The following is a 21,523-nucleotide window of genomic DNA, read 5'->3' on the forward strand; positions in this document are numbered from 1 at the left end:
CTGCCGCGGCATCCTGAACCGGCGTGTCGGACCTCAACCCCGCGAGACGGCTCCGCGCAATACCCACTGGCGCCGTGAGGTCTCGAACCGGCGTGTCGCGACGGCGCTCCGCAGGACGGCTCCGCACGACTCCCGCCGGCGCCGGTCGAGGAAGGGACGACGGTGCCCCCGCAGACGGATCTGCGGGGGCACCGGGAGAAAGGGTCAGCCCTGGGCGCGACGGTTCGTGCGCGGGGAACGGGCACCGACGACCATGCCGGTCGTGGGGGCACCGGATGCCGAGCGCCCGGCACCCTGCGGACGCGCGGCGCCCGAACCGGTGCGCTGCGTGCCGCCCTGACCACGACCCGCGCCGGAGCGCTGGCCACCGCGGCCGCCCTGGGCCGCGCGACCGGCAGCCGGAGCATCCGTCGCCGCAGCGCCCGCGGAGCGACGACGACCGCCGCCGCCCTGCGCACCCGAGCGGGTGGAGGGCTGCTGCCCCTCGGCACGCGCGGCGCGCTTGCGCTGGGCGTTGGCGCCCTGCGAGCGTCCGCCGCCCTGGGGCTGCGCGACGACCGGCTCGGGCTTGACGTAGGGGGCCACCTCGCCGACGAGGGCGACGACCTCGGGCGAGGTCGAGGTGACCTGCTGCGGCGCCGCCGAGATCTTGGCCTTGCGCAGGATGTCGAGGGTGTCGCGACGCTGCTCGGGGAGCATGATCGTCACGACGTCGCCGGCCGAGCCCGCGCGGGCGGTGCGGCCTGAGCGGTGCAGGTACGCCTTGTGCTCGACGGGCGGGTCGACGTGCACGACCAGCTCGACACCGTCGACGTGCACACCGCGGGCGGCGACGTCGGTGGCCACGAGCACCTTGGCGCGGCCGTCGCCGAAGGCGGCGAGGTTGCGGTCGCGGGCCGGCTGCGACAGGTTGCCGTGCAGGTCGACGGCGGGAATACCCGACGCGGTCAGCTGCTTCGCGAGCTTCTTGGCCTGGTGCTTGGTGCGCATAAAGAGGATGCGGCGCGCGGTGCCGGAGGCGAGCGTCTGCACGAGGTCCTTCTTGGCATCCGCGTCGACCGGGGCGAACACGTGGTGGGTCATCGCGGCGACGTGCGAGTGCGCCTCGTCGACCGAGTGCAGCACCTCGTTGCGGAGGAAACGCTTGACGAGCTTGTCCACGCCGTTGTCGAGCGTGGCCGAGAACAGCAGGCGCTGGCCGTCGGCGGGCGTGCGGGCGAGCAGGCGCGTGACGCCGGGGAGGAAGCCGAGGTCGGCCATGTGGTCGGCCTCGTCGAGGACGGTGATCTCGATGTCGCCGAGGTTCGCGAAGCCCTGACCGATCAGATCTTCGAGGCGACCGGGGCACGCGACGAGGATGTCGACGCCGGCGTTCAGCGCGTCGACCTGACGCTTCTGGTTCACACCGCCGTAGACGGTGGTGGTGACCAGACCGAAGGGCTGTGCGAGGGGCTTGATGACCTCGTCGATCTGGTTGGCGAGCTCACGGGTGGGGGCGAGCACGAGCGCGCGGGGCTTGCGGCCCCGCCGGCGGTCGGTGTTCGCGGCCAGCCGCGCGACGAGCGGCAGCGAGAAGGCGAGGGTCTTGCCCGAGCCGGTCTTGCCGCGGCCGAGCACGTCGCGACCGGCGAGCGTGTCGGGCAGGGTGTCGGCCTGGATCGGGAAGGGCTCGTTCTTGCCCTGGGTGGCGAGAACGTCGATGAGGGGGGCGGGCACGCCGAGGTCGGCGAAAGTCTGGGACGTCATGAATACTCCTGCCGCGGCGCGGAAGCACACGGCGGTTCGGGATGCCGCGATGCTGCGGCCGCATGGGCGAAGGCGCCGGGTGGCGCATCCGTTCGCCGTGAAGGTCAAAGGCCCTGAGAGAGGGGGCCGGTGCGTTCGACGACGCGCGGAGCGAAAGCTCCGCCCATCAGTCTAGCGGGTGGGGCGCATCTCCGTCGTCCGAGGGAGGTGCCCGCGCCGAACGCTCCGTAGCGTCGAGCCATGGACATCTCCTCGATGATCATGGGCGCCTCGATCGCATCGATCGCCTGGATCGCTTTCGTCCCCTGGTCGAAGCTGCGTCGGCTGAGAGAGCTCGAGGCGCAGCAGGCCGCGTCACCGCCCGACTGATCTTCTCGCCACGCCGAAGCGGCCAGGCTGCGCCGTATCGCGCGCCTGACCGCCGCCGGGCCGACGCCGACCCCGGCCGGGCTCAGGCCGCCGCGCGCCAGCACCCGGCGACGTGGTCGTCGACCATGCCGGAGGACTGCATGAGGGCGTACATCGTGGTCGGGCCGACGAAGCGGAACCCCCGGCGACGCAGCTCCTTGCTCATCGCCGTAGATTCGGGCGTCACCGCCGGCACCTCGGCGAACGAGGTCGGCGGCTCGTGCGTCGCGGGAGCGAACGACCACATCAGCGCGTCGAGTTCTCCCTCCGGCATGTCGGCGACGATGGTGGCGTTGCCGATCACCGCCTCGATCTTTCCGCGATGGCGGATGATGCCGGCATCCTGAAGCAACCGGTCGACGTCATCAGGGCCGAACGCGGCGACCGCCGCCGGGTCGAACCCGTGGAACACCTCGCGGAAGCGGGGGCGTTTGCGCAGGATCGTGATCCACGCGAGTCCCGCCTGGAAGCCCTCGAGGCTCATCTTCTCGAACAGCGGGCGATCGCCGTGCAGCGCGGTGCCCCACTCTTCGTCGTGATAGCGCTGGTACTCGGCATCGGCGCCGGTCCACGCACAGCGGACGATGCCGTCGGAACCGGTCGTGAGGTCGCTCATGCCGACAGGCTACGGGTGGTCTCCGACACGGGCTGCCACGGCCGAGCCCGAACGCCGCACGGTGTCACCAGAACAGGGGATGCCCCGGCAACAGGCCGCCGCGCGCGCAGACACCCTGTTCTGGGCGCATCCCCTGTTCTCGTGGCAGCTGTTCTGAGGACGCCGCGGCTGCCGCGTCACAGCGCGCGGGTCGCCACCGCCTCCTCGACTACGCCGTCGCCGTCGCCGTCGCCGTCGCCGACACGATCGACACGATGCACCTGCCCCCCGGGCAGTTCGGTCACGAAGTCCACCGCGCGCGCCTCCTCGTACAGCACCCCGGTGCCCTCGTCGAGGCCGAACCCGCCCGGCAACTGCCCCGAACCCACGGCCGTGTGCAGAGCGGGGCGACGCTCGACCTGTGAGTCGTAGTGGACCCCGAGCGAGCCGGGGATGAAGCCCAGGCCGTCGGTGATCGTGCGGATCTCGCCGAATCCCGACGTCGGACCTCCCTCGTGCCAGCACAGGGCGCCGGCCGAGGTTCCCGCGAGCACCGCCCCGCCCTCCCACGCGCGGCGCAGCACCGCATCGAGCCCGTGCGTCCGCCACACGGGCAGGAGGTTCGCGACGCTGCCGCCGCCCACCCACACGAGATCCGCGGGGCCGACGACGTCGTCGAGGTCGACGGCGGTTCGCCCGAAGAGGCGCAGGTGCACGGCATCCACTCCCGCCGCCATCGCCGCGGCGAGCTCTCGTCCCTCGTCGACGCGCTGGTCGCCGCCGGCCGTGTTGACGAAGACGACCCGCGGGCGGCCCTCGACCCCGGTGAGGTCGAGCGCGTAACGCAGGAGGGGACCGAAGCGCACATCGCCCCACGACGCGTCGGCCCACCCGCCGCACGTGGCGAGGATGCGGGGCACGGTCACGACGTCACCGCCACGGCATCCGCGTTCCAGGCGCGTACGCGCGCGTCGGGCCAGTCGGCGCCCGCCAGGGAGAAAGCGACGTCACGCTCCTCCCCCGCCTCGAGGCCGAAGGCGTTGTCGTCGAGCCATGCCCCCGGGGCGGTGGGGAAGCCGTCGATGACGACGATCGGCGCCGGAACCTCGCCGGCGTTCCGCACGTGCAGCACGCCGTCGCCGATGCGGGCCTCCAGCCGCGTGCGCGGTTGCTCCTTCAGCGGCGCCGGCCCCGTCGCGTACGGCTCGAGCAGTTCCTCGATCGGCCGGTCGGTCAGGCTGTCGAGCGGCTCGGCCTCGAGGGCTTCGACCTCGGCGCTGCGCGGCTGGGCGTTCAGCGCGTACCAGGCCGAGGAGATCCGGCTGCCGTCCCCGCCGCGCAGGTACACGGCCAGTACGAGCGGCCCCTCGTCGGGGGCCTCGGCCTCGAGGGTGAAGGCGAGCGTGTGGGCGTCGGCATCCAGATCCACGGATGCCTCGCGCTCGACGATCACGCGGAACCGGGCGTCGTAGAGGCGGGCGGTGACGGTGGCGGCCAGCGGGTCGGGGGTGTCGTTCGCCGCGTGCACCTCGGCGGAGAACACCTCGCCCGCGGCGAGCGACGTGCGGTCGTACACCGCGAAAGCCGACCGTGCCGCACCGAACTGCCGCGCGCGGTAGTACGACAGCTTCGCGCGCCCGTAGTAGTCGACGATCGCCCAGGAGGCACCCGGGAACACCTCGCCGACCTTGTAGAACCAGTACGCCGCGGTACGGGTGCCGGCGTGGGCGCGGAGGCGCTCGGAGGCGAACCGGAGGGCGTCGCCCTGCGCGAGTTGGGAGTACTCCACGAAGGTCGCCCAGTCGGTGAGCGGACCGTAGTGCGCGTACCGCGCCTGTTTGAACAGGTCGAAGAGCGAGAACTGCGCCTGGTGCTGCACGATCGCGCCGTGCGGGGGCGGCGGCCACTGCTCCAGGAGCGCCGGATCGAGGAAGCGCGCCATGCTGTCGAGGTCGCACTGGCTCGACAGTCCATACTCCCCGAACACCGGCGGCACGTGCGTCGCGTACTCCTCGACGGGCTGCCCTTCGTGGTAGACGCCGTAGTAGTGCTCGCTGCCTCCCCAGGGATCGGTGCGGTGGAACGGCCGCGTCGGGTCGTACTGCCGCACGCGCGTGCCGATGACGGTGAGCAGATCGTCGCCCGAGATCGTGTCGGGGTTCTCGTTGCCTCCGCCCCACATCACGAGCGAGGGGTGCGACCGCAGCCGCCGCACGATGCGCGACGCCTGCTCGTCCACGGTCGCCAGGGTGGCTCCGGTGGCATCCAGGCCGAACGAGAGCGGGAACTCCTGCAGAACGAGGATGCCGCGGCGGTCGCATTCGTCGTAGAAGGCGTCGCTCTCGATCGTGCCGCCGCCCCACGCCCGCAGCATCTGGAGGTTCGCGCGCACGACGAGATCGAGGATGTGCCGGTCGATCTCGAAGCCGCGGCGGGCCATCGGGTCGGTGAAGCACCAGTTGGCGCCCTTGAGGAAGAGCGGCCGCCCGTTGACGACGAACTGCCAGTCGTAGACGTCGTCGCCCGACACCTCGGGGAGCGGGCGCATCTCGACGGTGCGGACGCCGACGGTCGTCGAGCGTGCGGAGCCGTCGACGCTCGCCTCGACGCGGTACAGCGGCTGCGCGCCGTAGCCGAAGGGCCACCACAGGCGGGCATCCGGGATGTCGATCTCGATCGCGTGCCGGGACGTGCCTCGGGATGCCACGGCCTGCGCCGTGACGTCGGCGACGACCTCGCCCTCGGGGTCGAGCACGCGCACGCGGGTCGGAGCGGGACCGCTGTCGGTGTGCGCGATCAGATCCCACTGCACGCGCAGGCGCGCGTCGTCGTCGGCGGCGTGGACGGTCGAGACGAACAGGTCGTCGAGCTCGAGGTCGGGCACGCGTTCGAGCCGCACCCCGCGCCAGATCCCGATCGAGATGAGGTGGCCGTAGTGCCAGCCCCACCCGGGAGACGGTTTGAGCACCCCGTGCCAGTCGCGCGGCGGCGCGTCGAGACGCACGACGATCTCGTCGGTGCCGTCTCCGCGGAGGAGCGTCGTCACGTCGATATCAGGCCCGCCGTAGATGCCGGAGTGCCGCGCGATCGGCTCACCATTGAGCCAGAAGGATGCCGCGTCGTCGACGCCGTCGAACGTCAGGCGCACTCGGTGCCCGCGCCAGTCGGCCGGGACGTCGATGCGCCGGGCGTACCACCACTGCTGCTCCTCGACGCGTGTGCGCCGGAAGTACCAGGGCCACTCGCGGGGAACACCGTGCTCGGTGAGCTCGACGTAGGTGTTGTCGTCGAGCAGCGGGTCGGGGATCTCGCCCGCCGCGGTGAGCGCGGCCTGCACTGTGCCCGGCACCGTGGCCGGAATCCAGGTCGAGCGGTCGGTGTCGGGGCGATGCCACCCCACGGGCGCGGGCGGGGCCTGTCCACCGAACCACCGCTCGATCGCGAACTCGCGACCCGCGGGCGCCCCGGCGAGCAGCCACTCGCCGTCGAGCGAGATCGTGTCGCGATCGGTCGCGAGAGGCCCCCCGCTCGTCCCCGACGCCGCCGGAGACGAGACGGGGAGGCTCGCGTGCTCCTGCACCCAGCGGTCGCCATACAGCGGCGAGGCGAGCGATCGCACCCGCTCGCGGTCGTCGAGCGAGGTCATGCCCTCACTTCACCGCCCCGGCGTACAGTCCGCTGACGAAGAAGCGCTGCGCGAAGACGAACAGCAGCAGGATCGGCAGGCTCATGATGAGCACGGCCGCCATGATGTTGCCCCAGTCCGCGAGGTACTGCGCTTTGAAGTAGAGGACGCCGGTGGTCAGCGTGCGCTTCGACGGATCGGTGAGCAGCAGCTGCGGCACGAGGTAGTCGTTCCAGACGCCCACGCCCTGCAGGACCCAGAACGTCGCGATCGCGGGACGCGCGAGCGGCAGGAAGATGCGACGGAACAGGGTGAAGTATCCCGCGCCGTCGATGACCGCGGCCTCGACGATCTCTTTCGGGACCTGGCGCATGAAGGCCGCCATGAGGAAGACGCCGAAGGGCAGCGCGCCGGCGATGTAGATGAGGATCACACCGGCGTAGTTGTTGATGAGGCCGAGGTCGCGGACCACCCGGAACTGCGGCACCAGCGCGAGCTGCATCGGCAGGAAGATACCGGCCGCCAGCAGGAGATACACCCCGGATCCGATCCTCGTGGCCTGCCGCACGATCGCGTAGGAGGCGAGGGCCGCGACGAAGGTCGCCACGGTCATGCTCGTGACCGTCAGCAGCACCGAGTTGAAGAAGAGGTTGGTGAAGCCGGCATCCTGCCACGAGGTGACGAAGTTGTCGAAGGTCGGCGCCTGCGGCAGCCCGGTGGGGTTGGTCAGCACCTCGAGGTTCGGCTTGAACGCGGTGATGACGATGATGACGATCGGGTAGATCATCGCGATGCTGAGCACGATCAACAGCAGATTGATCGGGATGCGACGGGCGAAGCGCAGGGCGGAGCGCGTCGTGAAGCGCGGGTTCGCGCTGGTGCTCGTGGTCATCGGTTGCCCTCCTCGGCAGCGACGCGGTTGTTGAGTCTGTTCTGCACGGCGGCGATCGCGATCAGCACGATCAGCACCAGCACGGCCATGGCCGAGGCGTAGCCGAAGTTGTTGTTGACCAAGCCCTCCTGGAACACCTGCGTCATGAACAGCTGTGTCGAGTTGCCCGGCCCGCCCCGCGTCATCAGGTAGACGGTGTCGAACGCTCTCAGGGCGCCGTTGATCGACAGCACGAGCACGAGTCCGATCGAGGGGATCATGAGCGGGATCGTGATGAAGCGCATCGCCTTCCACCCGCGCGCGCCGTCGACCTTGGCCGCCTCGAGGATCTCACCGGGGATCGTCGACAGCCCCGCGAGGAAGATGACGACGTTGAAGCCCAGACCGCTCCACAGGTCGACGAGGATGACGCTGTACAGAGCGAGGTCGTAGTTGCCGAGCCAGTCCTGTGCGAGCCCGCCGAGCCCGATGCTGCGCAGCAGCGTGTTGAACGTTCCCGTGGTGGGGTCGTACATGAAGCTCCACGTGAACACGATCGCCACGGGGGAGATGACCATCGGGGCGAAGAAGATCGCGCGGTAGATGTTTCCGAGCCGGAGCTGGCGATGCAGGAGCACGGCGATGAGGAACGCCAGGATCGTCTGGACGATGATCTTGAAGAACCCGTAGATCGCGGTGTTCCCGATCGCCTCCATGAGCACGGGGTCGCCCGAGAAGATGCGCACGAAGTTGTCGGCACCGACGAACTCCCACGCGCGGTTGAACCCCCGCGCGTCGGTGAAGCTCGCCACGATCACCTGTCCCATGGGGTACACCGTGAAGACGGTGTAGAGCACCAGCGCGGGGGCGACGGCGATCCAGAACTTGCCCGCAGTGGAACGCCCGGTCCACAGGCGCGCCTTCAGCGAGCGCGTCGTGACCGCCTGCGTGGCGGTGGGGTCGTCCAGGGCGAGGACCCGTGGGTCCTCGACGCGTGTGCTGCTCATAGCGATCCAATCGGGTCAGAGAGGGAGGTGACGACGATCACGCTTCGGGCGGGCACGTCGATGCGCCCGTCCACGACACGAGCGCGGTGTCCGTCGAGGTCGTCGATCTCGGCCGCGCCGAGACCGGAGCCGGTGAGGTGAAGCGACAGGGTCTCGTCGCCGTAGGTGGCCACGACGACGGCACGGGTCCCGTCGGCCCCCTCCCACACGGTGAGGAGGTCGTGGACCGAGCCGTCGGGCCGGTGGGCGACGACGTCGTGATCGACGAGGATGCGCCCGTTCCAGAGCACGTCGCGGTGGCGGTCGCGCAGGGCGTCGGCCCGTCGGGCGAGCGCCACGGTCGCCGGCATGTCGCCCGGTCGACCCTTGAAGTTGTACGGCTCGAGGCTCATCGCGTAGCCGTACAGCAGACACTGCGCGACCATCGAGCGGTCGTCGAACCCCGTCAGCGCGGTCACGATGCGGGCGTCGGGGCGCAGCTGACGCCCGAGGGGGCGGTGGGTCGGCGAGGCGCTGCGGAAGTACGAGACGTCGTAGTGCGCGAACTGGTCGTCGTAGGCGCCTTCGGCCGCGATGACGAACGTGTCGGCACGGTCGCCGAGTCCCGCGCGGATGTCCTCCACGAAGGCGGCATCCCACGTGAACGCGCTCGCGCCGACGGGGTGACCGTGATCGTCGGCGAAGCACAGCAGAGCGCGGCCGTGATAGAGCGACTCGTCGGCCAGGATGCCATCGGCCCCCCACTCCGCCATGTCGGCGACCTCGTCGGCGAAGCGTCGCCGCAGCTCCTCCACGCCGAAGCACAGCGGGACGTACCAGGGGGTGTTGATGCCGTAGCGCTTCCGCGACGAGTGGTACACCGGGCCGGGCTGGGCGTAGGGCTGACCGTTCGGGTCGCGCGAGACGAACGGTGCGAGTTCTTCCCACAGAGGACCGGGCTTCTCGACCCAGACCTACTTCACGTACAGGACGGTGGCGACGTCGAGCTCGCGCGCCCGGGCGAGCGCGCGGCGCAGGCCTTCTTCACCGCCGAGCTTGGCGGCGGGACGGTGCTGCGGCACGAGACCGTCTTGACCGCCCTCGTTCCACCCGACGATCTGGATCGCGCCGATCCCCTCGCGGGCGCACTCCTCGATGATGTCGACGAGGTCGTCGAAGTCGTAGCGAGGTTCGCCCTCGGTCGACATCACCTGCACCTGCAGCCACGAGCGCGGTTCCTGCAGCCAGGGTGCCGCGCTCCGCCGGGTCGGGTCCTGGGTGGGCAGGTAGGCGGTGAGACCGTTCGGCCACTCCCCCGCGTAGGGGACGAGGGCGATCTCGGGGAGCTCGGCCTCGATGCCCGCTCCCTCGGGGAAGTGGATCGCGTCGAGGGTCACGGCGGCATCCGCACCCCCGCGGCGCAGGAGGCTGTCGGAGAAGCCGGGCTCGAGGCTCGCGCGCCACCCGATGAAGGCGAGCGTGCGTTCGGCCGGCTGGATCGTGAGGCCGCCGGCGTCTCCGGCGAGCACGACGAAGGGCGAGGTCGGGGTGCCGACCAGCTCGGGGCGGAGGTTGCCGCTCGCGTAGTCGGGGAACGTCGTGCCCCAGTACGGCGCGTTCGAGTCGAACACCGGGAGGAGGGAGACGCGCGTGCCCGTCGAGTAGTCCACGCCGCGCAGCTCGAGGGAGCCTTCGGCGGGACGGATGCCCCGCAGCGACGGGAAGCGCACGGCCTCGACGCCGCCCTCGTCGAGGTGGAACGACAACCCCAGGCGCACCGCGCCGTCGGCGACCCGCGCGGTCACCGCGATCTCGCCCGAAAGCCGTTCGCCCGCGGACGTCACCGGGTCCGTCCACACCAGGCGCAGAGCGTGATCGCCGTCGTGCTCGACGCGTGTGAGCGTCTGCGCGGAGGTCTCGACGACGACAGTCCGGTCGCCGCCGCGCGGGACCTCGAGGACGAACAGAGAGGCCGGCGTCGCGGCCTCGCGCGCCATCCCCGGGGCATCGACGCGGGCGATGCCGCCCGTCTCGGGGTCGAATGACACGGTGGCACGATCGTCGGCGATCGTCAGTAGCGGAGTCACAAGCACATCCTTGGTCTCGTTGTGTAGCCATACTACATGGCATCCTCGGTCCTGCCCATGCGAGACCCTCATTCCGGCCCGATCGACGGATATCGCGTAGCCGCGCTACCGTCGAGTGGACCGAGAAGGCATGTCGAAGCCCCCGCCGGCGCGCCGGCGGGGGCTCTCGTCTCGGACTGTCGTCGGCGTCGGTCAGTCCGCGTTGGCGCGGATCTCGGCGAGGCTCGCGTCGAGTTCTCCGATCACCGTGTCGACATCACTTCGCCCCGCGATGAGGTTCTGCATCCCCACGAGGAGCGTCTCCTGCAGCTGCGGGTGCGCCGGGATCACGACGGGACGGAAGGTCTTCCCCTCCCAGGCCGCGACCATGTCGGGGAAGAGGGGGTCGTTCGCCGAGACGTCGATCCCCGTCGTGGTCGGGAACGCTTTCACCGAGGTGAGGAAATCGGTGTACACCTCTTCCTGGAAGAAGAAGTCGATGAAGCTCTCGGCGGCCTCGACGCGATCGTTGCCCGGATTGATCCCCCACGCGACGAGATAGCTGCCCCACATGTCGGCGACGTCGGCGTCGAGCGTCGGGAAGTTCATGTAGCCGGGCTCCACACCGGCCGCCCGCGCGTCGGAGAGGATCCACGTCGCCGGGAACATCGCCGCCTGCCCCGTCAGGAAGGCGGACTTGGCGGCCGACTGGTTCGTCCCGAGCGGGTCGGGCATGTAGGCCGGCACGAGGTCCTTCACGACCTCGAGCGCCTCGGCGTAGCCGGGGGTGTCGGCGAAGGTCCGCTCCCCCGCGAGCAGCTGCTCGACCGCGTCGGGGTCGTCGGGGAAGACGTGCTGAGCCATCGCGTAGTACGCGATGAACTGTGGCCACCAGCTGTCCTGGGCGCTCATCGCGATCGGGGTGATGCCGGCCGCCGACAGCTTCTCGGCCGCGGCCTTCAGCTCGGTGTACGTCTGCGGCACCTCCGTGATGCCGGCTTTCTCGAACAGCGCGGTGTTGTAGATGATGCCGTTGCCCGACTGCGAGATCGGCACGGAGTACGCGGCATCCCCCTCCGCTCCCCGACGGGCCTCCTGCGCCGCGGCGTCGTCGAGACGCGCGAAGAAGTCGGCTCCCGAAAGGTCGGCGGCGAAGCCGTCGCGGACGAAGTCGGTGAGGTTCTTCGGGTCGAACCCGTAGACGTCGGGGCCGGCACCGCCGGAAAGACGCGTCTTGAGCACGTTGTCGTAATCGTTGGTGTTCACGAACTCGGCGTTGACGGTGACGCCGGGATTCTCAGCCTCGAAGGCGTCGATGACCTTCTCGTAGGCCTTCTGGGTGTCACCGCCGTCGCCCCACATGAGGAAGCTGAGGGTGGTCGTCTCGCTCGAGGCGGACTGGCATGCGGTCAGGGATGCCAGGGCGAGGGCGGTCAGTGCCGTCGCGGCCGCGGCCGTCAAGGGCAGGGAACGGGGCATGGGGGATGTCCTTCCGAAAAGGGAACCGCCCCGCACCGCGCGTCATCGCGGGGCGGGGCGGTTCGCGTGTTCAGCGGTTGTTGGCGCGGTACTGCTCGAGGGCCACGTCGAGGTCCGCGAGGACCTGCGGGGTGTCCTTCTGCCCGCTGATGATGTTCTGCAGTCCCACCAGGAGGGCGTCCTGGATGCTCGGGTCGGTCGGCGAGAACGCCGCCACGAAGGTCTTGCCCTCCCAGGCCGCCTGCATCTCGGGGAACAGCGGGTCGACGTCGGCGCCGATCTCGACACCCTCGGTCGTGGGGAAGAGCTTCACCTTGTCGAGGAACGTCTTGTACGTGTCGTCCTGCAGGAAGAAGTCGAGGAACTTGTGCGAGGCGGCGAGCTTGGCGTCGCCGTTGTTCGGGTTGACGCCGAAGCGCACCTGGTAGGTGCCCCACAGGTCGTTGCTCGGCTGATCGACCGTCGGGAAGTTCATGTACCCGAGGTCGAGGCCGGCCTCGCGGGCATCGGAGAGGATCCACGTCGCGGGGAACATCGCCGCCTGCCCGCCGAGGAACGCCGACTGTGCGGCCGTCTGGCTCGTGCCGACCGGGTTGGGCATGTAGTAGGGCGTCAGATCGCGGACGACGTCGAGCGACTCGGCCCACGCCTCGCTCTCGGAGAAGGTCGTCTCTCCCGCGGCCATCTGCGCGCCGAGCTCCTCGTTCGCACCGTGCTCGGCGAGGGCGTAGTAGACGATGAACTGCGGCCACCAGTTGTCCTGCGCGCTCATGGCGAAGGGGATGACGCCGGCGTCGGACAGCTTCTTCGAGTCGGCGAGGAGCTCGGTGTACGTCGTGGGCGGGGCGGAGATACCGGCCTTCTCGAAGAGCGCCTTGTTGTAGATGATGCCGTTGCCCGAGAGCGAGATGGGCAGGTTGTACGTCCCGCCCGCGCGCTGGCTGTCCGCGGCAGCCTCGGGGGTGAGCTTCGACAGGTAGCTCTCGCCACCGTCGGAGAGATCGGCGGCGAAGCCGTCGGCGACGAAGGTGTCGATGTTGCCGAGGTCGAAGCCGTACACGTCGGGACCGGCACCGCCGGACAGGCGGGTCTTGAGGATGTTGTCGTAGTCGTTCGTGTTGAAGAACTCGGCGTTGATCGTGATGTCGGGGTTCGCGGCCTCGAACGCGGTGATGACGTCTTCGTACGCGGTCTGCGTGTCACCGCCGTCGCCCCACATCATGAAGCTGAGCTCGGTCGGGCCGCCGCTGGAACCTCCCGCACAGCCGCTCAGCGCGCCTACGGTGGTCAGTGCGACCGCCGCTACCGCCGTGTGCCTCAGCCACTTCGTCATGGCCACTCCCTTATCTCCGTCGATCGCCGCGCGGTCCATTCCGCGCGACGTACTGTCGGTAGCAAGACTACACAAAATCGGTTCATTCGCCCATATCGAATGCGTAACGACGACTTACTCGCCCGAAACGGCTAGTGGAACTACTCATCGACGCCTGTCCGTCGATAGGGTGAGGCCCCATGGATACACGCCCGCCGCTCGGCCGACGACTGACCATCAACACCATCGTGCGTCGCCACCAGATCGAGGCGACACGGGACACCTCCCTCTGGGAGGACGAGACCGAGCTTCACTCCGCTGCCCTCGTCGAGCGCTTCTCCGACGCGGTGCGCGGCGCCGTGCCCGACGCCTCCCTCACGTGGGCACTGTCGTGGGGTGCGCTCACCGACGAGTCCCCGCGCTACCGCGACATTCGCCGCACGCTCGCCCGCCTGGCCGCCGAGCACGGCGACGACATCACGTTCGTTCCCGGCGGATTCTTCGCCAACCTCTACGGCACGCGCGACGAGGTCGCCCGCGACATCTCCGACGCGGTCGACCTGCTGCACACGCATTTCGACCGGCCGACCACGGCGCTGGTGGCCGGGTTCCTCTCGGCCGCGAACATCGCGGGAGCCCGCGACCTCGGCATCCGGACCGTCCAGGGCAACATCTGGAGCCAGTTCGACATCGATCTGCAAGACGGCGACGGCTCGCTCGCGTACCCCTATTACCCCTCGCGCAGCCACTTCCTCGTGCCCGGTCGCGGCGATGACCGCATCGACGCGGTGCAGCTCGACGGCTGGACGGTCGACCTCGTCGCCGCCCGCACCGCCGGCATGTCGTCGGAGTACAACTCCCGCCTCGGACTCGGCCCGATCGAGACCCTGCACCGCCTTCCCCGCGCGGACGCCCTGAGAGAACTGGATGCCACGAGCGAGGCCCACCTGAACGAGCGCAACGTCGCGCGCAACGGCCTCGGATGGCTGACGGTCAACTACGAGATCAGCGAGGTCGCCCGAGGTCTCGCGCACGACCCCACGACGCTGGACGCCTGGGCGGGCTGGCTCGGCGGTCTGCGCGAGCGGTGGAGCGATCTCGAGGTGGCGACGATCAGCCGCTTCGGGGACGAGTGGCGGGCCCACCACGCCGACAACGAAGACCTCGCCTACCTCCTGCAGCAGAGCGGCAGCGGCGTGCAGGCCTCGCGCGCGGGAGAGACCGTGACGTGGTTCATGTGCGCCGACTTCCGTCTCGGTGTCGTGCAGGTCGGCGACGCGGTCGAGGTGTTCGACTACACGTCCTACGCCGGTGCGTTCGCCGAGCCCACGGAGCGCGGAGACCGGCGGTGGAGCCTGCTCGGCGAGATCAACCAGAAGCAGACGCGTCCGCAGGACCGCCCGGTCGCCCTCGCGACCTTCCTCGCCCAGCATCCCTCCGTCGACGCCGCGCTGGATGCCCGGTGGGGCGACGCCCCCGAGCTGCGCGCTCTGCGAGACGCCGCGTGATCGCCGTCGGCGACCTCACCGTCGAACATGCCCTCGACCCGGTCGGGGTGTCTAGCGCGCCCCGATTCGGGTGGACCCTGCGCTCGGACGTCGACGGCGTGCGACAGCTGTCCTTCCGGGTGAGCGTGCGCGACGCCGTCGGCACGATCTGGCAGAGCGGTCCCGTCGAATCGGACCGGAGTGTCGACGTCGCGTACGACGGCCCGCCCCTCGCCTCGCTCCGCCGATACGCGTGGAGCGTCGTCGTCACGACGACCGCCGGCGACGCCGCCGCGACGGGGAGCTTCGTCACGGGCGTCCTCGACGACGAGTGGCGCGGCGCGGCCTCCATCGGCGGCGCCGAGGACGACGCGGCCGCGCCCCTGCTGCGGACGGAATTCGACGTGGATGCCGCCCCCGACGAGGCGTACCTCGTGGTCGGGGCCGGGGGTCTGGCCCGTGTCGAGCTCGACGGCACGCCCGCCGACGACAGCGTGCTCGGACCGGGCTTCACCGACTACGAGGTGAGCGCGCAGTACACCGTCATCGACGTCACGGACCGGCTGACGCCCGGCCGCCACGCGATCGGCGTCGAACTCGGCCGCGGCTTCTACGGCATGCGCGGACGCAACACGTGGAACTGGGAGACGGCGCCCTGGCACGCCGATCCCTCGACGCGCGTGCTGCTGCTCCTGCGCGACAGCCGCGGCGAGCGCGTGGTCGTGAGCGACTCCGCGTGGCGCAGCACCGACGGGCCCACGCGCTTCGACGATCTGTATGCCGGCGAGGACTACGACGCCCGTCTCGAGCAACCGGGGTGGAGCACCGCGGGGTTCGACGACACCGGATGGGGCGTGGCCCGCGAGGTCGACGGGCCGCGCGGGCTCCCCGTCGTGCAGCGCCAGCCTCCGATCGTGGAGGGTGAGCTGCTCGAACCGACGCAGGTGTCGCCGCTCGGTGAGGACCGCTGGGTCGTGTCGTTCCCCCGCGTGATCGCGGGATGGGTCGAGATCGAGGCCGAAGCCGACCCCGGCGCCGAGATCGAGCTGCGCTTCGGCGAGAGCCTCCGCGCCGACGGCACGCCGAACTCGGACGATGAGAAGGGGTACTTCGACGGCCGGTTCCAGACGGATCGCGTGACGCTCTCGGATCGACCACTGCGGTGGCATCCGCGATTCACCTGGCACGGGTTCCAGCACGTCGAGGTGCGAGCTCGAGAGCTGCCCACGCTACGTGCGCGCGTCGTGCACACGCGCGCCGCGCGCACGGGCCGCTTCGAGACGTCGTCGCCGATGCTGAACACCCTGCACGAGCTCACGGTGCGCACGATCCTCAACAACCTGCACGGCATTCCGACCGACACCCCGAAGTACGAGAAGAACGGGTGGACGGGGGACGGCATGGTCGGCGCCCGCATGATGCTGCTCAACCTCGACACGCACGAGCTGCTGGCCAAGTGGGTCGCCGACGTCGCGGCATCCCGGCACGGGGAGGGAGCGCCGGAGGTGATCGCCCCGCACGGCGGGTGGCGCATGGACTGGACGCCCGCGCCGACCTGGCATTCCGCGCTGCTGCTGGTGCCGTGGGACATCTATCGGCTGCGCGGCGACGCGCGCGTGCTCGCCGACGTCTGGCCCGACGCGCGCGACTACCTGCGGTTCGAGCTGAGCCGGGGCGTCGACGGTCTCTTCGACACGACCCTCGGCGACTGGGTGAGCCCCGAGACCGACCCGGGCGGCGGCAACGCCCCCGAGGACACCCGTGTTGCGGCCACCGCCTTCGTCGTCGCGATGTGCGACACCGCGGCGGCGATGGCGCGGGTCCTCGGCGAGGATCCGGGCGAGTGGGAGCTCAGCGCCACACGCTCGCGCACCGCATTCCTCGCGGAGTTCTGGGATGCCGAGACCGCCGAGCTCCGCGGCCGGGGCGACGACGGCTACCGCCAGGCGCACACCGCGCTGGCCCTGGCCTTCGACATCCTCCCCGAGGCCGACCGCCGGCGCGCAGCCGACCGCCTCGCCGCCGACGTCGTCGAGCGCGGCCACCACCTGTCGACCGGGGCCCTGGCGACCAAGCACCTGCTGCCCCAGCTGACCCGCTTCGGGCACGCCGACGTCGCCGTCGGGGTCGCGCTGCAGACGACGTTCCCGAGCTGGGGCTTCTGGGTCGAGAACGGCGCGACCTCGCTCTGGGAGCACTGGAAGGAAGAATCGCGTTCGCGCGGACACTACTTCCTCGGCACGATCGAGGACTGGTTCTACGCCGACGTCGCCGGACTCGAGGCCGTCGCGCCGGGCTGGCGTGAGGCGCGCATCGCCCCGCAGGTGCTCGGGACCGCTCTGTCGTCGGCGTCCGCTGCCGTACGCACGCCGTACGGCGAGCTGTCGGTGCAGTGGCGCGTCGAGGACGGCGAGGTGGCGCTGTCGTGCGAGGTGCCGATCGGCGTGCGCGCCGAGATCGAGCTGCCGGGGCTCCGCCGCCGCATCGAGGCCGGGAGGCACGAGGTGCGGGTGGCGCTGGGCTGAGAGCGGGGGCGCGGGGCCCTGGTGTTCACGACGAGGGCCGCGCGTGGGCCCGGAGCCACGCGGCGATGTCGTCCAACGAGGGCGGGATCGCTCCCGCGACGCGCCGGCGCGACGGCGGGGCGGCGCGACGGCGGGGCGGCGGGGCATCGCGACGGCGGGACGGCGGGGCATCGCGACGGCGCGACGGCGGTGCGGAGCGGAGCACGGCGGGGCGGCGGCTCACCCATGAACGCGATTCACGCGCATAAACACGGGGAGAGCGCGTTTATGCGCGCGAACAGCGTTTATGCGTGGCTCGCGGCAGCGCGCGAGAGCGCAGCAACAGCAGCGCCAGCGCGCCCGCGCGGCTCACCTCACCAGGCCGAGTAGCCGCCGTCGATCAGCACGACCGAGCCGGTCATGTAAGACGCCGCGTCCGACGCGAGGAACGCGACGAGAGAACCGATCTCTTCCGGAGCGCCGAGGCGGCCCATCGGGGTGCGGCGCACCCAGTCGTCCCACCAGTCGCTCGGAACCCCCTCCTTGGTCAGCTCGGTGCCGACGTAGCCGGGGGCGACGGCGTTGACGCGGATGCCCTGTTCGGCGAACTCGATCGCGAGCGACTTCACGGCGAGGTGCACGGCCCCCTTCGAGGCGTTGTACGCGGCCTGACGCTGCGGGGCGTTGGCGAGTTCACCCGACATCGAGCCGATCGCCACGATCGAGCCGCCGCGCTCCTGCATGTGGCGCGCGGCCTCGCGGGCGCACCAGAACGTCCCCGTCGCATTGACGGCGAGCACCCGATCCCAGGTCTCGCGCTCGAGCTCCAGCGAGGGCTGGTGGTTGGCGATGCCGGCCGAGGTGACGAGGATGTCGACCGAACCGAGACGCGCCGCGACGTCGGCGAAGACGCGCTCGACCTCCGCGGCATCCGTGACGTCGAGATGCACATACGACACGCGCCCGCCCTCGAACGATGCCGCGGCCGCGGTACCGGCCTCATCGAGCACGTCCGCGATCACGACGGTCGCGCCGAACTCCTCGAGAGCGGTGACCACCGCGAGTCCGATGCCGCGGGAGCCTCCCGTGACCACCGCCACCCGATCGGTGAGTTCCAGCCGTTGTCGGTACATCGTCGTCCTCCTGTGCGCTCGCGCTGTGCGGGCGAGCCCGCATCGGCTAAGATGTAGCCATACTACATGGAAGGAGCTCGCGATGACCCTCGACGTCGAGCAGGCCAGCGAAGAGTCCACCGACACACTTCTCGAGCGCATCACCCGTCAGCTGCCGCATCTGCGCCGCTCCGAACAGCGCGTCGCCGCGATCGTCCTCGACAATCCGGTGGGCGCCGCGCAGTACACGATGGCGGGTCTCGCCGAAGCCGCCGAGGTCAGCGAACCCACCGTCATGCGCTTCTGCGGCTCGGTCGGGTGCGAGGGCTTCCAGGACTTCAAGATCCAGCTGGCGCAGACCCTGGCCCTCGGCCTTCCGGTCACCCACTCGACCATCACCTCGTCCGACTCGTCGGGCGACGTGGCCGAGAAGATCTTCGACCACACCATCTCCAGCCTCGACCGCGCGCGCCGCACACTCGCCCCCGCCGCCGTCGAGCGCGCGATCGAAGCGATCCTGGATGCCAGCGACATCCTCTTCATCGGCTTCGGCGCCAGCGGCATCATCGCGCAGGACGCGCAGCAGAAGTTCCCGCTCTTCGGCGTGCCCTGCCAGGCGCCGGAGGACTTCCACCAGCAGTTCATCGCCGCCACGATGTCGGGGCCGCGCAGCGTCACCGTGGCGATCTCGAACACCGGGCACACCGAGCAGACGCTTACGGTCGCCCACGCCGCCCACAAGGCCGGCGGAACGGTGATCTCGCTGACCGGCCGCGTCAGCCCCCTGTCGGAGATGGCCGATATTCCCCTGGTCGTGCGGACATTCGAAGACACCGACGTCTACACCCCGTCGACGAGCCGTCTCGCCGGCCTCGTCGTCATCGACATCCTCGCAACCGGCGTCGCCCTGCGCCGCTCCCCCGAGCACACAGCGGCCGTGCGCCGCATGAAGAGCGAGCTCGCCGCGATGCGTCACGCCGAGAACGACACCCCCGAGGGCGACGCGTGACCGGGGTCGTGCTGGTCACCTCCCGCTCGTTCGGGTCGGGCGAGTACGACCCCGAGACGGTCCTCGCCGAGGCCGGTTACCGCGTCGTGCGCGCCGGTTCGTCGCACGACCTGGCCGAGCTGGCGCCGCTTCTCGCCGAGGCCGACGGGTGGATCGCCGGCACCGGCCCGGTCACCGCCGCGCATCTCGATCTGGCCCCGCGACTCCGCGGCATCGCGCGGTACGGCGTGGGCGTCGACAGCGTCGACCTGGCCGCCGCCGCGGCGCGCGGCATCCCGGTCACGAACACCCCGGGAGCGAACTCCGCCGCGGTGGCCGAGCACACGCTCGCCCTGCTGCTGACGGCACTGCGCGGAATTCCCGCCGCCGACCGTCGGGTGCGCGCGGGTGACTGGTCGGGAAAGCCGGCCCGTGAGCTGTCGGCCCTGACGGTCGGAGTGGTCGGTCTCGGCCGGATCGGACGCCTCGTGACCGAGCGACTGCGCGCCTTCGGCGCGACCGTTCTCGGTGCCGACCCCTGGGTCGACGCCCGCGATCCGCTCTTCGAGACCGTGGAACGCGCAGACACCGAGACCCTCTCGACCCGCTGCGATGTCGTGACACTACATGCGCCAGGGGGTCGACAGGTCATCGATGAGCGCTGGCTCGCCGCCGCCGACCGCCCGGTGCTGCTCGTGAACACCGCCCGCGCCGACCTCGTCGACGAGGATGCCGTGGCGCGCGCGGCCCGCCGCGGCCGCGTCGCGGCGTACGCCGCCGACACGCTGGCCATCGAGAACGTGGGCGAGGCCGCTTCGCCGCTTCTCGCCGACGATCTCGCCGATCGCGTGATCATCACCGCGCACCTCGGCGCCCAGACGCGCGAGGGCGTCGACGGGATGGGCCGCATGGCCACCACCGACATGGTCGCGCTGCTGCGCGGCGAGGCCCCCGCACACCCGGTCGCGATCCCCGCATGACCGGCCACGTCCGGACGGTCACCGGCGACGTCGCCCCGGATTCACTCGGAAACGTCGACTACCACGAGCACCTGTTCCAGGTGTCACCGCTCCTCCCGGGCGACGATCTCGACGACGAAGCGGCCAGCACGGAAGAGACCCGGCAGTTCGCGGCATCCGGATTCCGAACTCTCGTGGATGCCACGCCCCTCGGCCTCGGCCGTCGCCCGGCGGCCGCGCGCCGCATCGCGGAGGCGACCGGGGTGACGGTCGTGCTGACCACCGGGCTGCATCGGCGCGAGCACTACGGCGAGGGCCATCCCCTCTTATCCGCCGACGTCGAGGCGCTCGCGGCGGCCTTCGAAGACGATCTGGAGCGCGGCGCCGCCGAACCGGGCGAGCCCCGTGACCCCGCGGTGCGCGCAGGCGTCCTCAAGGCCGGGATGGGCTATTGGCGACTGGATGCCATCGCCGCCCGCTCCATCGAGGCCATCGGTCGCGCGCACCAGGCCACGGGCGCCCCGGTGATGGTCCACCTCGAGCACGGGACGGCGGCGTTCGAGGCGCTCGAGGCCCTCGGGGCCGTGGGCGTGCGACCGGATCGCGTGGCGCTGGCGCACATCGACCGCAACCCCGACCCTGTCCTGCACGCCGAGCTCGCGGCGACGGGCGCGTTCCTCGGCTACGACGGTCCGGCCCGGGCGCGCGAGCACCCCGACGCCGTCGTGCTGTCGTGCCTGATCGCCACCGCCGCGGCCGGAGGAACGGACCGCATCCTGCTCGGCGGCGACGTGGCCCGCCGTACTCGCTACATCGCCTACGGCGGCATGCCCGGGCTGCGGTACCTCGGGGACCGTTTCGTGCCGCGCCTGCGCCGAGAGGGCGGCGACGATCTCGCCGACGCCGTGCTCCGCCGCAACCCCGCCGCCTGGTTGACCTGGCGCTGAGCCGCGGCGCCGCGCGCCAGCCGGGGGCGCCGCGGGGGCGCGAGCGTCGAGCACGCGCGGGGCAGGGCCGCCGCGCGCGCCGGGGCGCGGGGGGAGGAGATCTGGCGGGCGGAGGAGGAGGGAGCGCTCCCCCGCCCTCCGCTCGACTTCTTTCCTCCGCTCAGCCCAGGCGGGCCGGGACGAGGACCGAGCGCCGACGCACGGCGAAGGATGCCCGGCTGCCGGCCCCGGCATGAACGCGCGCGCCGGGGCGCGGGGCGAGGGGCGAGGAGATCCGGCGAGCGGAGGAGGAGGGAGCGCTCACACGCCCTCCGCTCGACATATCTCCTCCGCTCGCCCCCCCGATCCGGCCCGCGCACCGCGCGAGAAGTAGCTGGACTACGCGCAGACTCGCGGAAGCGCGGTCGAAACCGCCGGGATTGTCGAAACGTGCCCGGA

18 protein-coding genes are annotated in these 21,523 nt (G+C 70.9%); 7 read left to right on the top strand and 11 right to left on the bottom strand.

Going from position 1 to position 21,523, the window contains the following annotated elements; genetic code table 11:
- Positions 1-204: 204 nt before the first annotated feature.
- Positions 205-1,746, bottom strand: coding sequence for a DEAD/DEAH box helicase (locus PIR02_03495; GenBank protein ID WZH37731.1), 1,542 nt, complete (start codon positions 1,744-1,746; stop codon positions 205-207).
- Between the two features lie 240 nt (positions 1,747-1,986).
- Between PIR02_03495 and PIR02_03500 the strand changes: the two genes are divergently transcribed.
- Positions 1,987-2,115: a hypothetical protein gene (locus PIR02_03500; protein WZH37732.1), complete on the top strand. Its 129-nt coding sequence runs from the start codon at positions 1,987-1,989 to the stop codon at positions 2,113-2,115.
- Between the two features lie 82 nt (positions 2,116-2,197).
- Here the strand turns inward: PIR02_03500 and PIR02_03505 are convergent, their stop codons facing one another.
- On the bottom strand, positions 2,198-2,770 hold the full coding sequence (locus tag PIR02_03505) for a DNA-3-methyladenine glycosylase I (protein WZH37733.1): 573 nt from the start codon (positions 2,768-2,770) through the stop codon (positions 2,198-2,200).
- On the opposite strand from PIR02_03505, the gene PIR02_03510 reads away from it, so the two are divergent.
- Positions 2,769-2,927, top strand: a complete 159-nt coding sequence (locus PIR02_03510; protein ID WZH37734.1) for a hypothetical protein — start codon at positions 2,769-2,771, stop codon at positions 2,925-2,927. The genes PIR02_03505 and PIR02_03510 overlap by 2 nt on opposite strands.
- 19 nt (positions 2,928-2,946) lie before the next feature.
- On the opposite strand, the gene PIR02_03515 is transcribed toward PIR02_03510, so the two are convergent.
- From PIR02_03515 to PIR02_03550, 8 genes are all read right to left on the bottom strand, one after another.
- A complete protein-coding gene (locus tag PIR02_03515; protein ID WZH37735.1) occupies positions 2,947-3,675 on the bottom strand; it encodes a Type 1 glutamine amidotransferase-like domain-containing protein in 729 nt (242 codons plus the stop codon).
- Positions 3,672-6,395, bottom strand: coding sequence for a glycoside hydrolase family 2 TIM barrel-domain containing protein (locus PIR02_03520; protein ID WZH37736.1), 2,724 nt, complete (start codon positions 6,393-6,395; stop codon positions 3,672-3,674). The genes PIR02_03515 and PIR02_03520 overlap by 4 nt, the downstream gene beginning before the upstream one ends.
- Before the next feature lie 4 nt (positions 6,396-6,399).
- Entirely contained in the window at positions 6,400-7,266 is an 867-nt protein-coding gene (locus PIR02_03525; protein ID WZH37737.1) for a carbohydrate ABC transporter permease, read from the bottom strand.
- Positions 7,263-8,252 (bottom strand): sugar ABC transporter permease, encoded by a 990-nt coding sequence (locus PIR02_03530; GenBank protein WZH37738.1) that lies wholly within the window; start codon positions 8,250-8,252, stop codon positions 7,263-7,265. The genes PIR02_03525 and PIR02_03530 overlap by 4 nt, the downstream gene beginning before the upstream one ends.
- A complete protein-coding gene (locus PIR02_03535; protein WZH37739.1) occupies positions 8,249-9,112 on the bottom strand; it encodes a hypothetical protein in 864 nt (287 codons plus the stop codon). Before PIR02_03535 ends, PIR02_03530 begins: the two co-directional genes overlap by 4 nt.
- A gap of 93 nt (positions 9,113-9,205) precedes the next feature.
- Positions 9,206-10,318: a hypothetical protein gene (locus PIR02_03540; GenBank protein WZH37740.1), complete on the bottom strand. Its 1,113-nt coding sequence runs from the start codon at positions 10,316-10,318 to the stop codon at positions 9,206-9,208.
- A 192-nt stretch (positions 10,319-10,510) separates the two neighbouring features.
- Entirely contained in the window at positions 10,511-11,776 is a 1,266-nt protein-coding gene (locus tag PIR02_03545; protein WZH37741.1) for an ABC transporter substrate-binding protein, read from the bottom strand.
- Between the two features lie 70 nt (positions 11,777-11,846).
- Positions 11,847-13,109: an extracellular solute-binding protein gene (locus PIR02_03550; GenBank protein ID WZH37742.1), complete on the bottom strand. Its 1,263-nt coding sequence runs from the start codon at positions 13,107-13,109 to the stop codon at positions 11,847-11,849.
- A 179-nt stretch (positions 13,110-13,288) separates the two neighbouring features.
- On the opposite strand from PIR02_03550, the gene PIR02_03555 reads away from it, so the two are divergent.
- Together PIR02_03555 and PIR02_03560 are read left to right on the top strand one after the other, a co-directional pair.
- Complete coding sequence (locus tag PIR02_03555) at positions 13,289-14,596, top strand: DUF3863 domain-containing protein (GenBank protein ID WZH37743.1); 1,308 nt, start codon at positions 13,289-13,291, stop codon at positions 14,594-14,596.
- Entirely contained in the window at positions 14,593-17,100 is a 2,508-nt protein-coding gene (locus PIR02_03560; GenBank protein WZH37744.1) for a family 78 glycoside hydrolase catalytic domain, read from the top strand. The genes PIR02_03555 and PIR02_03560 overlap by 4 nt, the downstream gene beginning before the upstream one ends.
- Positions 17,101-17,453: 353 nt before the next feature.
- On the opposite strand, the gene PIR02_03565 is transcribed toward PIR02_03560, so the two are convergent.
- Positions 17,454-18,212 (bottom strand): SDR family oxidoreductase, encoded by a 759-nt coding sequence (locus PIR02_03565; GenBank protein WZH37745.1) that lies wholly within the window; start codon positions 18,210-18,212, stop codon positions 17,454-17,456.
- A gap of 82 nt (positions 18,213-18,294) precedes the next feature.
- Between PIR02_03565 and PIR02_03570 the strand changes: the two genes are divergently transcribed.
- From PIR02_03570 to PIR02_03580, 3 genes are read left to right on the top strand one after another with little or no spacing between them, the layout of a single operon-like run.
- Positions 18,295-19,200, top strand: coding sequence for an SIS domain-containing protein (locus tag PIR02_03570; protein WZH37746.1), 906 nt, complete (start codon positions 18,295-18,297; stop codon positions 19,198-19,200).
- A complete protein-coding gene (locus tag PIR02_03575; GenBank protein WZH37747.1) occupies positions 19,197-20,159 on the top strand; it encodes an NAD(P)-dependent oxidoreductase in 963 nt (320 codons plus the stop codon). The genes PIR02_03570 and PIR02_03575 overlap by 4 nt, the downstream gene beginning before the upstream one ends.
- A complete protein-coding gene (locus PIR02_03580; protein WZH37748.1) occupies positions 20,156-21,085 on the top strand; it encodes an aryldialkylphosphatase in 930 nt (309 codons plus the stop codon). The genes PIR02_03575 and PIR02_03580 overlap by 4 nt, the downstream gene beginning before the upstream one ends.
- Positions 21,086-21,523 lie beyond the last annotated feature (438 nt).

It is taken from the genome of Microbacterium enclense (genome assembly GCA_038182865.1).
Classification (GTDB): Bacteria; Actinomycetota; Actinomycetes; order Actinomycetales; family Microbacteriaceae; genus Microbacterium; species Microbacterium enclense_B.

Excerpts from the sequence above, each read along its gene's own strand:
- PIR02_03550 (WZH37742.1), bottom strand. The coding sequence starts at position 13,109 with ATGACGAAGTGGCTGAGGCACACGGCGGTAGCGGCGGTCGCACTGACC.
- PIR02_03500 (WZH37732.1), top strand. The coding sequence starts at position 1,987 with ATGGACATCTCCTCGATGATCATGGGCGCCTCGATCGCATCGATCGCC.
- PIR02_03495 (WZH37731.1), bottom strand. The coding sequence starts at position 1,746 with ATGACGTCCCAGACTTTCGCCGACCTCGGCGTGCCCGCCCCCCTCATC.
- PIR02_03565 (WZH37745.1), bottom strand. The coding sequence starts at position 18,212 with ATGTACCGACAACGGCTGGAACTCACCGATCGGGTGGCGGTGGTCACG.
- PIR02_03505 (WZH37733.1), bottom strand. The coding sequence starts at position 2,770 with ATGAGCGACCTCACGACCGGTTCCGACGGCATCGTCCGCTGTGCGTGG.
- PIR02_03510 (WZH37734.1), top strand. The coding sequence starts at position 2,769 with ATGCCGACAGGCTACGGGTGGTCTCCGACACGGGCTGCCACGGCCGAG.
- PIR02_03580 (WZH37748.1), top strand. The coding sequence starts at position 20,156 with ATGACCGGCCACGTCCGGACGGTCACCGGCGACGTCGCCCCGGATTCA.
- PIR02_03530 (WZH37738.1), bottom strand. The coding sequence starts at position 8,252 with ATGAGCAGCACACGCGTCGAGGACCCACGGGTCCTCGCCCTGGACGAC.
- PIR02_03525 (WZH37737.1), bottom strand. The coding sequence starts at position 7,266 with ATGACCACGAGCACCAGCGCGAACCCGCGCTTCACGACGCGCTCCGCC.
- PIR02_03570 (WZH37746.1), top strand. The coding sequence starts at position 18,295 with ATGACCCTCGACGTCGAGCAGGCCAGCGAAGAGTCCACCGACACACTT.
- PIR02_03545 (WZH37741.1), bottom strand. The coding sequence starts at position 11,776 with ATGCCCCGTTCCCTGCCCTTGACGGCCGCGGCCGCGACGGCACTGACC.
- PIR02_03520 (WZH37736.1), bottom strand. The coding sequence starts at position 6,395 with ATGACCTCGCTCGACGACCGCGAGCGGGTGCGATCGCTCGCCTCGCCG.
- PIR02_03555 (WZH37743.1), top strand. The coding sequence starts at position 13,289 with ATGGATACACGCCCGCCGCTCGGCCGACGACTGACCATCAACACCATC.